The 13339-nt window shown below is 57.6% G+C and carries 14 protein-coding genes; all 14 read left to right on the top strand.

Translation table 11 applies throughout. The features are described 5' to 3' along the window. Nucleotides 1-241 precede the first annotated feature (241 nt). Nucleotides 242-2140 carry a tRNA uridine-5-carboxymethylaminomethyl(34) synthesis enzyme MnmG gene (gene mnmG, locus V9L13_RS20775; protein ID WP_103484003.1) on the top strand — a complete coding sequence of 633 codons (1899 nt, stop codon included), beginning with the start codon at nt 242-244 and terminating at the stop codon, nt 2138-2140. Beyond that, the gene (gene rsmG, locus V9L13_RS20770; RefSeq protein ID WP_003229789.1) at nt 2137-2781 is read left to right on the top strand and encodes a 16S rRNA (guanine(527)-N(7))-methyltransferase RsmG; all 645 of its coding nucleotides are present in this window, start codon (nt 2137-2139) and stop codon (nt 2779-2781) included. The genes mnmG and rsmG overlap by 4 nt, the downstream gene beginning before the upstream one ends. 18 nt (nt 2782-2799) lie before the next feature. Further along, a complete protein-coding gene (locus tag V9L13_RS20765) occupies nt 2800-3597 on the top strand; it encodes a ParA family protein (RefSeq protein WP_003229787.1) in 798 nt (265 codons plus the stop codon). 9 nt (nt 3598-3606) lie between these two features. Then, the gene (locus V9L13_RS20760; protein WP_003229785.1) at nt 3607-4479 is read left to right on the top strand and encodes a ParB/RepB/Spo0J family partition protein; all 873 of its coding nucleotides are present in this window, start codon (nt 3607-3609) and stop codon (nt 4477-4479) included. A 148-nt stretch (nt 4480-4627) separates the two neighbouring features. Further along, nucleotides 4628-5035 (top strand): F0F1 ATP synthase subunit I, encoded by a 408-nt coding sequence (locus V9L13_RS20755; protein WP_003229783.1) that lies wholly within the window; start codon nt 4628-4630, stop codon nt 5033-5035. 16 nt (nt 5036-5051) lie between these two features. Continuing rightward, complete coding sequence (gene atpB / locus V9L13_RS20750) at nt 5052-5921, top strand: F0F1 ATP synthase subunit A (protein ID WP_003229782.1); 870 nt, start codon at nt 5052-5054, stop codon at nt 5919-5921. A gap of 133 nt (nt 5922-6054) precedes the next feature. Next, nucleotides 6055-6312, top strand: coding sequence for a F0F1 ATP synthase subunit C (atpE, locus tag V9L13_RS20745; protein WP_003097235.1), 258 nt, complete (start codon nt 6055-6057; stop codon nt 6310-6312). A gap of 59 nt (nt 6313-6371) precedes the next feature. Further along, nucleotides 6372-6842, top strand: a complete 471-nt coding sequence (locus V9L13_RS20740) for a F0F1 ATP synthase subunit B (RefSeq protein ID WP_003229781.1) — start codon at nt 6372-6374, stop codon at nt 6840-6842. A gap of 12 nt (nt 6843-6854) precedes the next feature. Continuing rightward, entirely contained in the window at nt 6855-7391 is a 537-nt protein-coding gene (locus V9L13_RS20735; RefSeq protein ID WP_003229779.1) for a F0F1 ATP synthase subunit delta, read from the top strand. A gap of 21 nt (nt 7392-7412) precedes the next feature. Beyond that, nucleotides 7413-8957: a F0F1 ATP synthase subunit alpha gene (gene atpA, locus V9L13_RS20730; protein ID WP_338800415.1), complete on the top strand. Its 1545-nt coding sequence runs from the start codon at nt 7413-7415 to the stop codon at nt 8955-8957. 50 nt (nt 8958-9007) lie between these two features. Continuing rightward, a complete protein-coding gene (gene atpG, locus V9L13_RS20725) occupies nt 9008-9868 on the top strand; it encodes a F0F1 ATP synthase subunit gamma (RefSeq protein ID WP_338800414.1) in 861 nt (286 codons plus the stop codon). A gap of 27 nt (nt 9869-9895) precedes the next feature. Next, entirely contained in the window at nt 9896-11275 is a 1380-nt protein-coding gene (gene atpD, locus V9L13_RS20720) for a F0F1 ATP synthase subunit beta (protein ID WP_007911961.1), read from the top strand. A gap of 45 nt (nt 11276-11320) precedes the next feature. Next, a complete protein-coding gene (locus tag V9L13_RS20715; protein WP_003229772.1) occupies nt 11321-11746 on the top strand; it encodes a F0F1 ATP synthase subunit epsilon in 426 nt (141 codons plus the stop codon). 117 nt (nt 11747-11863) lie between these two features. Beyond that, on the top strand, nt 11864-13231 hold the full coding sequence (gene glmU, locus V9L13_RS20710; RefSeq protein ID WP_338800413.1) for a bifunctional UDP-N-acetylglucosamine diphosphorylase/glucosamine-1-phosphate N-acetyltransferase GlmU: 1368 nt from the start codon (nt 11864-11866) through the stop codon (nt 13229-13231). The last annotated feature ends 108 nt before the right edge of the window (nt 13232-13339 follow it).

Raw genomic sequence — 13339 nt, 5'->3', positions numbered from 1 at the left:
ATAATAAGGCCTGTAGCAATCTATCCACAGAAAGGTCGGTCAGTAAGAATAAACATAAAAACAAAGGTTTTATAAATTTCTCTCTTTTTTATTCTTTTAACTTCGAGTTCTCCACAGCTGGTTAAATTTTGTGCAAAGGGTTCTTTAGGAAGGGCGAAGTCCCTATACTTGTCGACCAGGTCCAGAAACCTGATCTCAAACTATTCCTGAATTACCTACTTAAGCAGGCACGAGGTGCGTGGTGGATTTCCCTTCCCGTTTTGAAGTGATCGTCATCGGCGGCGGTCATGCCGGTACCGAGGCAGCACTGGCCTCAGCACGTATGGGGGCAAAAACCCTGTTGCTGACGCATAACGTGGAAACCCTCGGTGCCATGAGCTGCAACCCGGCCATCGGCGGCATTGGCAAAAGCCATCTGGTCAAGGAAATCGACGCCCTCGGCGGCGCGATGGCCATGGCTACCGATCTGGGTGGCATTCAGTTTCGCGTGTTGAACAGCCGCAAAGGTCCGGCCGTAAGGGCGACCCGTGCGCAAGCCGACCGGATTCTGTACAAGGCCGCTGTCCGCGAAATCCTCGAAAACCAGCCGAACCTGTGGATATTTCAACAGGCCGCTGACGACCTGATCGTCGAGCAAGAGCAGGTACGCGGTGTTGTTACCCAAATGGGTCTGCGTTTCTTCGCCGATTCCGTGGTGTTGACCACCGGTACCTTCCTCGGTGGACTTATCCACATCGGTTTGCAGAATTTCTCCGGCGGTCGCGCCGGTGACCCGCCGTCGATTGCCCTGGCGCATCGTCTGCGTGAACTGCCGCTGCGTGTCGGTCGCCTGAAAACCGGTACGCCGCCGCGCATCGATGGCAAGTCTGTGGATTTCTCGGTCATGACCGAGCAACCGGGCGATACGCCGATTCCAGTGATGTCGTTCATGGGCAACAAGGAACAGCATCCACGCCAAGTCAGTTGCTGGATCACCCATACCAACGCCCGCACCCACGAAATCATCGCGGCGAACCTCGACCGTTCGCCGATGTATTCCGCTGCCGGCGAAATCGAGGGCATCGGTCCACGGTATTGCCCGTCGATCGAAGACAAGATCCATCGCTTCGCCGACAAGGAAAGCCATCAGGTGTTCATCGAGCCGGAAGGCCTGACCACCCATGAGCTGTACCCGAACGGGATATCCACAAGCTTGCCGTTCGACGTGCAATTGCAGATCGTGCAATCGATCCGCGGTATGGAAAACGCGCACATCGTGCGTCCGGGTTATGCGATCGAGTACGACTACTTCGATCCGCGCGACCTGAAGTACAGCCTGGAAACCAAGGTCATTGGCGGTCTGTTCTTTGCTGGCCAGATCAACGGCACCACCGGTTACGAAGAAGCCGGTGCGCAAGGTTTGCTCGCCGGGGCCAACGCCGCGTTGCGTGCCAAGGGCAAAGAAGCCTGGTGTCCGCGTCGCGATGAAGCGTACATCGGTGTGCTGGTCGACGACCTGATCACCCTCGGTACCCAAGAGCCGTACCGCATGTTCACTTCCCGTGCCGAGTACCGCCTGATCCTGCGCGAGGACAACGCCGACCTGCGTCTGACCGAAAAAGGCCGCGAGCTGGGTCTGGTCGATGACGCGCGTTGGGCGGCGTTCTGCAAGAAACGCGAAAGCATCGAACTCGAAGAGCAGCGCCTGAAAAGCACCTGGGTTCGCCCTGGCACGCAGCAGGGCGATGCCATTGCGGAAAAATTCGGTACGCCGCTGACTCACGAATACAACTTGCTCAATCTCTTGAGCCGGCCGGAAATCGACTACGCTGGTCTGGTCGAAGTGACCGGGCAGGGCGCCGAAGATCCACAGGTTGCCGAACAGGTCGAGATCAAGACCAAGTACGCCGGTTACATCGACCGTCAACAGGACGAAATCGCCCGTCTGCGCGCCAGTGAAGACACGAAACTGCCTGTGGATATCGATTACACCAACATTTCCGGTCTCTCCAAGGAGATCCAGAGCAAGCTTGGTGCGACGCGTCCGGAGACGCTCGGTCAGGCTTCGCGGATCCCGGGTGTGACCCCGGCAGCGATTTCGCTGTTGATGATTCATTTGAAAAAACGCGGCGCGGGCCGTCAGTTGGAGCAAAGCGCTTGAGTTCTAAGGTCACTTCGCAACACGCCGAAGAGTTATCCACAGGAGCCCGCGAGCTCGGTGTCAATCTCAGCGCAGCCCAGCACGAATTGCTGCTGGGTTACCTGGCCCTGTTGATCAAATGGAACCAGGCCTACAACCTGACCGCCGTACGCGATCCCGACGAAATGGTTTCGCGGCACCTGCTCGACAGTCTGAGCGTGATGTCGTTTATCGAAAACGGTCGCTGGCTCGACGTCGGCAGCGGCGGCGGGATGCCGGGGATCCCGTTGGCGATCCTGTATCCGGACTCGCAAGTGACCTGTCTGGACAGCAACGGCAAGAAAACCCGCTTCCTGACTCAGGTCAAACTCGAACTCAAACTGGATAACCTGCAAGTTATCCACAGTCGCGTCGAAGCCTTCCAGCCTGCCCAGCCATTCAACGGGATCATTTCCCGGGCGTTCAGCAGCATGGAGAACTTCACCAACTGGACTCGCCACCTCGGCGATGCCGACACGCGCTGGCTGGCAATGAAGGGCGTCCATCCGGCCGATGAGCTGGTAGCATTGCCGGCAGACTTCAAACTCGATAGCGAACACGCCTTGGCCGTACCCGGTTGCCAAGGCCAACGCCATCTGCTGATACTGCGCCGCACGGCATGATTGGGAACACAAGCAAGAATGGCTAAGGTATTCGCGATAGCGAACCAGAAGGGTGGTGTGGGCAAGACCACCACCTGCATCAACCTCGCAGCATCCCTGGTCGCGACCAAGCGCCGGGTGCTGTTGATCGATCTCGATCCACAGGGCAACGCCACCATGGGTAGCGGTGTGGATAAACATGGCCTGGAAAACTCGGTCTACGACCTGCTGATCGGCGAATGCGATCTGGCCCAGGCCATGCACTACTCCGAGCACGGCGGTTATCAACTGCTGCCGGCCAACCGCGACCTGACCGCGGCCGAAGTGGTTCTGCTGGAAATGCAGATGAAGGAAAGCCGTCTGCGCAGTGCGCTGGCGCCGATCCGTGAAAACTACGATTACATTTTGATCGACTGCCCGCCGTCGCTGTCGATGCTCACCCTGAACGCACTGGTTGCCGCCGATGGGGTGATTATCCCCATGCAGTGCGAATACTTTGCGCTTGAGGGGTTGAGCGACCTTGTGGATAACATCAAGCGCATCGCCGAACTGCTGAACCCGAACCTGAAAGTCGAGGGTTTGCTGCGCACCATGTACGACCCGCGCCTGAGCCTGATGAACGACGTCTCGGCGCAGCTCAAGGAACACTTTGGCGAACAGCTGTACGACACGGTGATCCCGCGCAACATCCGGCTGGCCGAAGCACCGAGCTACGGTATGCCCGCACTGGCCTACGACAAGCAATCGCGCGGCGCTCTGGCCTACCTGGCCCTGGCGGGCGAGATGGTTCGCCGTCAGCGCAAAAATTCACGCATCGCCGCTGCCCAGCCAACTTAAGGAATCCCCATGGCCGTCAAGAAACGAGGTCTCGGACGTGGACTGGATGCACTGCTGAGTGGTCCGACCGTCAGCGCGCTGGAAGAACAGGCGGCGCAGGCCGATACCCGTGAACTGCAACACCTGCCGCTGGATCTGCTGCAGCGTGGCAAATACCAGCCGCGCCGCGACATGGATCCACAGGCGCTGGAAGAGCTGGCGCAGTCGATCAAGTCGCAAGGCGTGATGCAGCCGATCGTGGTTCGCCCGATTGGCGGTGGCCGTTTTGAGATCATCGCCGGTGAACGCCGCTGGCGCGCCAGCCAGCAGGCCGGGCAGGAAACCATCCCGGCAATGGTCCGTGATGTGCCGGATGAAACTGCGATCGCCATTGCGCTGATCGAGAACATCCAGCGTGAAGACCTGAACCCGATCGAGGAAGCAGTCGCCTTGCAGCGCCTGCAGCAGGAATTCCAGCTCACTCAACAACAGGTTGCCGAGGCTGTGGGTAAGTCTCGTGTGACTGTGGCTAACCTGTTGCGGCTTATTGCACTGCCGGAAGTCATCAAGACCATGCTGTCCCACGGTGACCTGGAAATGGGTCATGCCCGGGCTTTGCTCGGTCTGCCGGACAATCAGCAGGTGGAAGGGGCGCGACATGTTGTCGCACGCGGCCTGACTGTGCGCCAGACTGAAGCACTGGTTCGCCAGTGGTTGAGTGGTAAACCGGAACCTGTGGAAGCTGCAAAACCTGACCCGGATATCGCCCGGCTTGAACAGCGTCTGGCCGAGCGCCTAGGCTCTGCGGTGCAGATTCGCCACGGGAAGAAGGGGAAAGGTCAGTTGGTGATCGGTTACAACTCCCTCGATGAGCTTCAAGGTGTGCTCGCACACATCCGCTGAAACATTTCCTCATGTAGCGCGCAGTCGGAAATCACTACCTGACAGTTGAATAGGGGCAGAACCGCCCCTATACTCTGCGCGCATTTTGTCGGCACAAATTATGCCAAGTTATTGAATTTCGGCAGCCGACCATTGGAGAGCAATCGTGATGGAAACCCGCAAGCCAAACCGCCTGCCGTTCCATCGCCTGGCGGTTTTTCCGGTGTTGATGGCTCAATTTGTCATTTTGCTCATTGCCGCTTTGGCGCTCTGGCAATGGCACGGAGTCGTTGCCGGATACTCGGGACTTTGCGGAGGCCTGATAGCCTTGCTGCCCAATGTTTATTTCGCTCACAAGGCATTTCGGTTTTCCGGCGCCCGAGCAGCCCAGTCCATCGTCCGGTCATTTTATGCCGGCGAGGCAGGCAAACTGATTTTGACGGCAGTGCTGTTTGCACTGGTGTTTGCAGGTGTGAAGCCATTGGCGCCGATCGCAGTATTCGGCGCTTTCGTGCTGACTCAGTCGGTCAGCTGGTTCGCTCCCCTGCTGATGAGAACAAGACTTTCGAGACCTTAGGGCGTTTGAGGCAACCATGGCAGAAACAACCGCTTCGGGCTATATCCAGCACCACTTGCAGAACCTGACCTTCGGTCAGCTACCTAACGGCGGCTGGGGCTTTGCCCACACCGCAGCAGAAGCCAAGGAAATGGGCTTCTGGGCTTTCCACGTCGATACCCTCGGCTGGTCGGTCGCGCTGGGTCTGATCTTCGTTCTTCTTTTCCGCATGGCGGCAAAGAAAGCGACTTCGGGTCAGCCAGGTGCTTTGCAGAACTTCGTTGAAGTATTGGTCGAATTCGTCGATGGCAGCGTGAAAGACAGCTTCCATGGCCGTAGCCCGGTGATCGCACCGCTGGCACTGACCATCTTCGTCTGGGTGTTCCTGATGAACGCCGTCGACCTGGTACCGGTCGACTGGATTCCTCAGTTGGCCATCCTGATCACCGGCGACCACCACATCCCGTTCCGCGCCGTGTCGACTACCGACCCGAACGCGACCCTGGGCATGGCGTTCTCGGTTTTCGCACTGATCATTTTCTATAGCATCAAGGTCAAGGGCATCGGCGGCTTCATCGGCGAACTGACCCTGCACCCGTTCGGCAGCAAGAACATCTTCGTTCAGGCCCTGCTGATCCCGGTGAACTTCCTGCTGGAATTCGTGACCCTGATCGCCAAACCGATCTCTCTGGCTCTGCGTCTGTTCGGCAACATGTATGCCGGCGAGCTGGTGTTCATTCTGATCGCTGTGATGTTCGGCAGCGGCCTGCTCTGGCTGAGCGGCCTGGGCGTTGTTCTGCAGTGGGCGTGGGCGGTGTTCCACATCCTGATCATCACCCTGCAGGCGTTCATCTTCATGATGCTGACCATCGTCTACCTGTCGATGGCGCACGAAGAAAACCATTAAGAGCAGCCTCGGCTGATCTGATGTCCCTCCCGGTCAAACGGGAGGGGGCTCTTAAACGGGCCTCTGAAACGATTTGTTTTACCGCTTTAATCTAAAAAACCTAAACCATACGACGTAAAAGTCGGGAGGAAAGATGGAAACTGTAGTTGGTCTAACCGCTATCGCTGTTGCACTGTTGATCGGCCTGGGCGCACTGGGTACCGCAATTGGTTTCGGCCTGCTGGGCGGCAAGTTCCTGGAAGGCGCAGCGCGTCAGCCAGAAATGGTTCCAATGCTGCAAGTTAAAATGTTCATCGTTGCCGGTCTGCTCGACGCCGTAACCATGATCGGTGTTGGTATCGCTCTGTTCTTCACCTTTGCGAACCCGTTCGTTGGTCAGATCGCTGGCTAATTACCCGGATTCTTCCGAGTAATTTGGTGTGATGGACAACGTAACTGCGAGGTGTTGGCGTGAACATTAATGCGACCCTGATTGGCCAGTCCGTTGCGTTCCTGATTTTTGTACTGTTCTGCATGAAGTATGTATGGCCTCCGGTCATCGCTGCTCTGCACGAACGTCAAAAGAAGATCGCTGATGGTCTGGACGCTGCCAGCCGAGCAGCTCGCGACCTGGAGTTGGCCCAAGAGAAAGCGGGTCAGCAACTGCGCGAAGCGAAAGCTCAGGCAGCTGAAATCATCGAGCAAGCCAAGAAACGCGGTAACCAGATTGTCGAAGAGGCTGTTGAAAAAGCCCGTGTCGACGCTGACCGTGTGAAGGTTCAGGCTCAAGCCGAGATCGAACAGGAACTGAACAGTGTCAAAGACAAGCTGCGCGCCCAAGTGGGCTTGCTGGCTGTCGGCGGCGCCGAGAAGATCCTGGGTGCCACAATCGATCAAAACGCGCACGCAGAGCTGGTTAACCAACTGGCTGCTGAAATCTAAGCGAGGGCGATCATGGCAGAACTGACCACGTTGGCCCGACCTTACGCTAAGGCGGCCTTCGAGCACGCTCAGGCCCACCAGCAACTGGCCAATTGGTCAGCCATGCTCGGCCTGGCAGCAGCGGTGTCGCAAGACGACACCATGCAGCGCGTGCTCAAGGCCCCGCGACTGACGAGCGCAGAAAAGGCCGCCACGTTCATTGACGTGTGCGGCGACAAGTTCGATGCCAAGGCACAGAATTTCATCAATGTCGTTGCCGAAAACGACCGTCTCCCGCTTCTGCCGGAGATCGCCGCTCTGTTCGACCTGTACAAGGCCGAACAAGAGAAATCGGTAGACGTTGAAGTGACCAGTGCTTTTGCATTGAACCAAGAACAGCAAGACAAACTCGCCAAGGTTCTCAGTGCACGACTCAACCGGGAAGTGCGCCTGCAAGTCGAGGAAGACAAATCCCTTATTGGGGGTGTTGTCATCCGCGCCGGCGACCTGGTTATCGATGGCTCGATTCGCGGCAAAATCGCGAAACTTGCCGAAGCATTGAAATCTTGAGTTTGAAGGGGCAGCAGAGCAATGCAGCAACTCAATCCTTCCGAAATAAGTGAAATTATCAAGGGCCGCATCGACAAGCTCGATGTGACCTCCCAAGCCCGTAACGAAGGCACTGTCGTCAGCGTATCTGACGGCATCGTGCGGATTCACGGTCTGGCCGACGTCATGTACGGCGAGATGATCGAGTTTCCGGGCGGCGTCTACGGTATGGCCCTCAACCTGGAGCAAGACTCCGTAGGTGCCGTTGTACTGGGCTCCTACCAGTCTCTGGCTGAAGGCATGAGCGCCAAGTGCACTGGCCGCATCCTCGAAGTTCCGGTTGGTAAGGAACTGCTGGGGCGCGTAGTCGACGCACTGGGTAACCCTGTTGACGGCAAAGGTCCACTGGGCAACACCTTGACCGACGCGGTCGAGAAAGTTGCACCGGGCGTGATCTGGCGTAAGTCGGTAGACCAGCCTGTACAGACTGGCTACAAGGCTGTCGATGCCATGATCCCTGTCGGCCGTGGCCAGCGTGAGCTGATCATCGGTGACCGTCAGATCGGTAAAACCGCTCTGGCGATCGACGCGATCATCAACCAGAAAGACAGCGGCATTTTCTGCGTCTACGTGGCTATCGGTCAGAAACAATCGACCATCGCCAACGTGGTTCGCAAGCTGGAAGAAAACGGCGCTCTGGCCAACACGATCATCGTGGCTGCCAGTGCTTCGGAATCTCCTGCGCTGCAATTCCTGGCACCGTACTCCGGTTGCACCATGGGTGAATTCTTCCGCGACCGCGGCGAAGACGCGCTGATCGTTTATGACGATCTGTCCAAGCAAGCAGTGGCTTACCGCCAGATTTCCCTGCTGCTGCGCCGTCCACCAGGCCGTGAAGCTTACCCAGGCGACGTGTTCTATCTCCACTCCCGTCTGCTGGAGCGCGCATCCCGCGTTTCGGAAGAATACGTTGAGAAGTTCACCAACGGCGCAGTGACCGGCAAAACCGGTTCCCTGACCGCACTGCCGATCATCGAAACCCAGGCTGGCGACGTTTCCGCGTTCGTTCCGACCAACGTGATTTCCATCACCGACGGTCAGATCTTCCTGGAATCGGCCATGTTCAACTCGGGCATCCGTCCTGCAGTGAACGCCGGTGTTTCGGTATCCCGTGTGGGTGGTGCCGCTCAGACCAAGATCATCAAGAAGCTGTCCGGTGGTATCCGTACCGCTCTGGCTCAGTACCGTGAACTGGCGGCATTCGCCCAGTTCGCTTCTGACCTGGACGAAGCGACCCGTAAGCAACTTGAGCATGGTCAGCGCGTTACCGAGCTGATGAAGCAGAAGCAATACGCACCAATGTCGATCGCTGACATGGCGCTGTCGCTGTATGCCGCTGAGCGTGGGTTCCTGACTGACATTGAAATCGCCAAGATCGGCAGCTTCGAACAAGCGCTGATTGCTTTCTTCAACCGCGATCACGCCGATTTGATGGCCAAGATCAACGTTAAAGGTGACTTCAATGACGAAATCGACGCTGGCATGAAAGCCGGTATCGAGAAGTTCAAGGCCACCCAAACCTGGTAAGCCGCAGCGGGAGCCGCGAGGCTCCCGCTTGCTAACCTGATAGGTGTTACATGGCAGGCGCAAAAGAGATTCGCAGTAAGATTGCGAGCATCAAAAGCACGCAAAAGATTACCAGCGCCATGGAAAAAGTGGCGGTCAGCAAAATGCGCAAGGCACAAATGCGCATGGCTGCTAGCCGTCCTTATGCGGAGCGTATCCGCCAGGTAATTGGGCATCTGGCCAACGCCAACCCGGAATACCGCCACCCGTTCATGATCGACCGCGCCATCAAGCGCGTTGGTTATGTCGTAGTGAGCAGTGACCGTGGTCTGTGCGGCGGCTTGAACACCAACCTGTTCAAGGCCCTGGTCAAGGACATGGCGGTAAACCGCGAAAACGGCGTCGAGATTGATCTGTGTGTAGTCGGTAGCAAGGGTGCGGCCTTTTTCCGCAACTTCGGCGGTAACGTCGTTGCAGCTATCAGCCACCTGGGTGAAGAGCCGTCGATCAATGATCTGATCGGCAGCGTCAAGGTGATGCTGGATGCCTATCTGGAGGGCCGTATCGATCGCCTGTCCGTGGTGTCCAACAAGTTCATCAACACCATGACACAACAGCCTACCGTGGAGCAGTTGATTCCACTGGTGGCAACCCCGGATCAAGAACTCAAGCACCACTGGGACTACCTCTACGAACCAGACGCCAAAGAGCTGCTTGACGGCTTGATGGTGCGCTACGTGGAGTCGCAGGTGTACCAGGCGGTGGTCGAGAACAACGCGGCTGAACAAGCTGCGCGGATGATCGCGATGAAGAACGCTACCGACAACGCCGGTGATTTGATCAGCGATTTGCAGCTGATCTACAACAAGGCGCGTCAGGCTGCGATCACCCAAGAGATCTCGGAAATCGTCGGCGGCGCTGCCGCGGTTTAACGGTTCAAATATTCAGAGGATCCAGCTATGAGTAGCGGACGTATCGTTCAAATCATCGGCGCCGTTATCGACGTGGAATTTCCACGCGACAGCGTACCGAGCATCTACAACGCGCTGAAAGTAGTCAGCGCGGCCGAAACCACTCTGGAAGTTCAGCAGCAGCTGGGCGACGGCGTGGTTCGCACCATTGCGATGGGTTCCACCGAGGGCTTGAAGCGCGGTCTGGAAGTTACCGATTCTGGCGCAGCCATTTCCGTACCGGTCGGTAAAGCGACCCTGGGCCGGATCATGGACGTCCTGGGTAACCCAATCGACGAAGCCGGTCCGATCGACACCGAAGAGCGTTGGGGCATTCACCGTCCAGCGCCTTCGTTCGCTGAACAGGCAGGCGGCAACGACCTGCTGGAAACCGGCATCAAGGTTATCGACCTGGTTTGCCCGTTCGCCAAAGGCGGTAAAGTCGGTCTGTTCGGTGGTGCCGGTGTAGGCAAAACCGTAAACATGATGGAACTGATCCGTAACATCGCCATCGAGCACAGCGGTTATTCCGTGTTCGCCGGTGTGGGTGAGCGTACTCGTGAGGGTAACGACTTCTACCACGAGATGAAGGACTCCAACGTTCTGGACAAAGTGGCACTGGTTTACGGTCAGATGAACGAGCCGCCGGGTAACCGTCTGCGCGTAGCACTGACCGGCCTGACCATGGCCGAGAAGTTCCGTGACGAAGGTAACGACGTTCTGCTGTTCGTCGACAACATCTATCGTTACACCCTGGCCGGTACTGAAGTATCCGCACTGCTGGGCCGTATGCCTTCGGCAGTAGGTTACCAGCCGACCCTGGCTGAAGAGATGGGCGTTCTGCAAGAACGTATCACTTCGACCAAGGAAGGTTCGATCACCTCGATCCAAGCGGTATACGTACCTGCGGACGACTTGACCGACCCGTCGCCAGCGACCACCTTCGCCCACTTGGACGCTACCGTCGTTCTGTCCCGTGACATCGCTTCCCTGGGTATCTACCCAGCGGTAGATCCACTGGATTCGACCTCGCGCCAGCTGGACCCGAACGTAATCGGCCAGGATCACTACGACACCGCTCGCGGCGTTCAGTACGTTCTGCAACGTTACAAAGAGCTGAAGGACATCATCGCGATCCTGGGTATGGACGAGCTGTCGGAAGCCGACAAGCAGTTGGTAAACCGTGCTCGTAAGATCCAGCGCTTCTTGTCGCAGCCGTTCTTCGTGGCTGAAGTCTTCACCGGTGCTTCGGGTAAATACGTTTCCCTGAAAGACACCATTGCTGGCTTCAAAGGCATCCTCAACGGTGACTACGACCACCTGCCAGAACAAGCGTTCTACATGGTTGGCGGCATCGAAGAAGCGATCGAGAAAGCCAAGAAACTGTAATCCCGGCGCCCGGCAACGGGCGCTAATTTAGGTTGAGGCAATCAGATGGCTATGACAGTCCATTGCGATATCGTCAGCGCGGAAGGGGAAATCTTTTCCGGCCTGGTCGAGATGGTGATTGCGCACGGTGCACTGGGTGATCTTGGTATCGCTCTGGGTCACGCGCCGCTGATCACTAATCTGAAGCCAGGTCCGATCCGCCTGATCAAGCAAGGCGGGGAAACCGAGGTGTTCTACATCTCCGGTGGTTTCCTCGAGGTTCAGCCGAACATGGTCAAGGTTCTTGCCGACACTGTGCAACGTGCCGCCGACCTGGATGAAGCTCAGGCTCAAGCAGCCCTCAAGGCTGCCGAAGCTGCTCTGCACGAGAAGAGCGCAGATTTCGATTACGGAGCTGCGTCCGCACGTCTGGCCGAGGCTGCAGCTCAGCTGCGCACCGTCCAGCAGATCCGCAAGAAGTTTGGCGGTTAATCCGTCAGCCACTTGTTGTGCGATTGATAAAAAAGGGTAGCCTCGGCTACCCTTTTTTCTTTTCCGATTTTTACAACCCGGTCGCAGTTGCTGACCACCCAGGATTGGTAGCCAGTCATGTCTCTCGAAATCGTTATCCTCGCGGCCGGTCAAGGCACCCGTATGCGTTCGGCGTTGCCGAAAGTGCTGCACCCGGTTGCCGGCAATTCCATGCTTGGCCATGTTATCCACAGCGCGCGACAACTTGATCCGCAGCGCATCCACGTGGTCATCGGTCACGGTGCTGATGTGGTGCGCGAGCGTCTGGCGGCTGACGATCTGAATTTCGTGCTGCAGGACAAGCAATTGGGCACCGGTCATGCAACGGCTCAGGCTGTGCCGTTCATCACCGCCGATACCGTGCTGATTCTCTACGGTGACGTGCCGCTGATCGAAGTCGAAACCCTGCAGCGTCTGCTCAAGCACGTCGTACCGGGCCAGATGGGCCTGTTGACGGTAGAGCTCGAAGATCCGACCGGTTACGGCCGTATCGTACGCGACGCGAACGGCAAGGTTGCCGCCATCGTGGAGCATAAAGATGCCAGCGAAGCTCAGCGCGCAATCACCGAAGGCAACACCGGCATCCTCGCCGTTCCGGCCAATCGTCTGGCTGACTGGATGAGCCGCCTGTCGAACAACAACGCACAGGGCGAGTACTACCTGACCGACGTGATCGAAATGGCGGTCAACGATGGCCTCGTGGTCGCCACTGAACAACCGCACGACCCGATGGAAGTGCAGGGCGCCAACGATCGCAAGCAACTCTCCGAGCTGGAGCGTCATTACCAGTTGCGCGCCGGCCGCCGGCTGATGGCGCAAGGCGTGACCCTGCGTGACCCGGCGCGTTTCGATGTGCGCGGTGAAGTGACCGTTGGTCGCGATGTGCTGATTGACGTCAACGTGATTCTCGAAGGCAACGTTGTTATTGAAGACGACGTGGTGATCGGCCCGAACTGTGTAATCAAGGACAGCACCTTGCGCAAAGGCGTGGTGATCAAGGCCAACAGCCACATCGAAGGTGCGGTTCTCGGTGAAGGCAGCGATGCCGGTCCGTTCGCCCGTCTGCGTCCGGGCACTGTGCTGGAGGCGCGTGCGCATGTGGGTAACTTCGTTGAGCTGAAGAATGCTCATATGGGCGAGGGCGCCAAGGCGGGCCACCTGACGTACCTGGGCGACGCCGAAATCGGCGCACGCACCAACATTGGCGCGGGCACCATCACCTGCAACTACGATGGCGCCAACAAGTGGAAGACCGTGCTGGGCGAAGACGTGTTCATCGGTTCCAACAATTCGTTGGTGGCGCCTGTGGATATCTCGGCCGGTGCAACTACCGCGGCTGGCTCGACCATCACGCAGAATGTGGATAACGCGCAGCTAGCCGTGGGTCGGGCGCGGCAGAAAAATATCGACGGCTGGAAGCGGCCAGAGAAGATCAAGAAGAGCTGAGTTATCCACAGTCGCACGTAATGGCATGAATCTTATGTGGGAGCGGGCTTGCTCGCGAATACGGAGTGTCAGTCACTGAATGTGAATCTGAAACACCGCATTCGCGAG

The organism is Pseudomonas sp. RSB 5.4, assembly GCF_037126175.1.
Taxonomy (GTDB): Bacteria; Pseudomonadota; Gammaproteobacteria; order Pseudomonadales; family Pseudomonadaceae; genus Aquipseudomonas; species Aquipseudomonas fluorescens_H.
Note: the sequence above shows the minus strand (reverse complement) of the source record. Positions and strands in the feature narration are given on the sequence as shown.

Coding starts and splice junctions, on each gene's coding strand:
- V9L13_RS20765 (WP_003229787.1), top strand. CDS start 2,800: ATGGCTAAGGTATTCGCGATAGCGAACCAGAAGGGTGGTGTGGGCAAG.
- V9L13_RS20760 (WP_003229785.1), top strand. CDS start 3,607: ATGGCCGTCAAGAAACGAGGTCTCGGACGTGGACTGGATGCACTGCTG.
- V9L13_RS20755 (WP_003229783.1), top strand. CDS start 4,628: ATGGAAACCCGCAAGCCAAACCGCCTGCCGTTCCATCGCCTGGCGGTT.
- atpB (WP_003229782.1), top strand. CDS start 5,052: ATGGCAGAAACAACCGCTTCGGGCTATATCCAGCACCACTTGCAGAAC.
- atpE (WP_003097235.1), top strand. CDS start 6,055: ATGGAAACTGTAGTTGGTCTAACCGCTATCGCTGTTGCACTGTTGATC.
- V9L13_RS20735 (WP_003229779.1), top strand. CDS start 6,855: ATGGCAGAACTGACCACGTTGGCCCGACCTTACGCTAAGGCGGCCTTC.
- atpA (WP_338800415.1), top strand. CDS start 7,413: ATGCAGCAACTCAATCCTTCCGAAATAAGTGAAATTATCAAGGGCCGC.
- atpG (WP_338800414.1), top strand. CDS start 9,008: ATGGCAGGCGCAAAAGAGATTCGCAGTAAGATTGCGAGCATCAAAAGC.
- atpD (WP_007911961.1), top strand. CDS start 9,896: ATGAGTAGCGGACGTATCGTTCAAATCATCGGCGCCGTTATCGACGTG.
- V9L13_RS20715 (WP_003229772.1), top strand. CDS start 11,321: ATGGCTATGACAGTCCATTGCGATATCGTCAGCGCGGAAGGGGAAATC.
- glmU (WP_338800413.1), top strand. CDS start 11,864: ATGTCTCTCGAAATCGTTATCCTCGCGGCCGGTCAAGGCACCCGTATG.